This window comes from Nocardioides lacusdianchii (assembly GCF_020102855.1).
Lineage (GTDB): Bacteria > Actinomycetota > Actinomycetes > Propionibacteriales > Nocardioidaceae > Nocardioides > Nocardioides lacusdianchii.
This window is the reverse complement of sequence record NZ_JADHZD010000036.1, coordinates 4096-5460: the sequence shown is the minus strand read 5'-3', so window position 1 is coordinate 5460 and position 1365 is coordinate 4096. Positions and strand designations below refer to the sequence as shown.

Here is a 1365-nt window from a genome sequence, read left to right as displayed (position 1 = left end):
CATTGTGTGTGTTCTTGTACGGTGTTGGGACAAGCCCTCGGCCTATTAGTACCGGTCGGCTGGGCATTACTGCTGTACACCTCCGGCCTATCAACCCCATGTTCTGTGGGGGGCCTTACCCACTTACGTGGTGGGAAACCTCATCTTGAAACGTGCTTCCCGCTTAGATGCATTCAGCGGTTATCACTTCCGAACGTAGCCAACCAGCCGTGCTCTTGGCAGAACAACTGGCACACCAGAGGTTCGTCCATCCCGGTCCTCTCGTACTAGGGACAGCCTTTCTCAAGTTTCCTGCGCGCGCGGCGGATAGGGACCGAACTGTCTCACGACGTTCTAAACCCAGCTCGCGTGCCGCTTTAATGGGCGAACAGCCCAACCCTTGGGACCTACTCCAGCCCCAGGATGCGACGAGCCGACATCGAGGTGCCAAACCATCCCGTCGATATGGACTCTTGGGGAAGATCAGCCTGTTATCCCCGGGGTACCTTTTATCCGTTGAGTGACCACGCTTCCACATGCCGTGGCCAGATCACTAGTTCCGACTTTCGTCCCTGCTCGACATGTCTGTCTCACAGTCAAGCTCCCTTGTGCACTTACACTCGCCACCTGATTGCCAACCAGGCTGAGGGAACCTTTGAGCGCCTCCGTTACATTTTAGGAGGCAACCGCCCCAGTTAAACTACCCATCAGGCACTGTCCCTGATCCGGATAACGGACCTAGGTTAGACATCTAGTACGACCAGAGTGGTATTTCAACGTTGACTCCACCCACACTGGCGTGAGGGCTTCACAGTCTCCCACCTATCCTACACAAGCCGTACCAAACACCAATACCAAACTATAGTAAAGGTCCCGGGGTCTTTCCGTCCTGCCGCGCGTAACGAGCATCTTTACTCGTAGTGCAATTTCGCCGAGTCCATGGTTGAGACAGTGGGAAAGTCGTTACTCCATTCGTGCAGGTCGGAACTTACCCGACAAGGAATTTCGCTACCTTAGGATGGTTATAGTTACCACCGCCGTTTACTGGGGCTTAAATTCTCAGCTTCGGCATTGCTGCCTAACCGGTCCTCTTAACCTTCCAGCACCGGGCAGGAGTCAGTCCGTATACATCGTCTTACAACTTCGCACGGACCTGTGTTTTTAGTAAACAGTCGCTTTCCCCTGGTCTCTGCGGCCCTTCACGCTTCCCCCAGCAAGTGGGTTCACGATCCGGGCCCCCCTTCTCCCGAAGTTACGGGGGCATTTTGCCGAGTTCCTTAACCATGGTTGTCTCGATCGCCTTAGTATTCTCTACTTGATCACCTGAGTCGGTTTGGGGTACGGGCGGCTCGTTGCTCGCTAGAGGTTTTTCTCGACAGCATAGGA

1 rRNA gene (only partly in view) is annotated in these 1365 nt (G+C 54.6%); it reads right to left on the bottom strand.

Features of this window, described 5'->3' with window-relative positions:
• Positions 1–25 precede the first annotated feature (25 nt).
• A 23S ribosomal RNA gene (locus tag IRX98_RS22325) occupies positions 26–1365 on the bottom strand; it runs 1891 nt beyond the window's last position.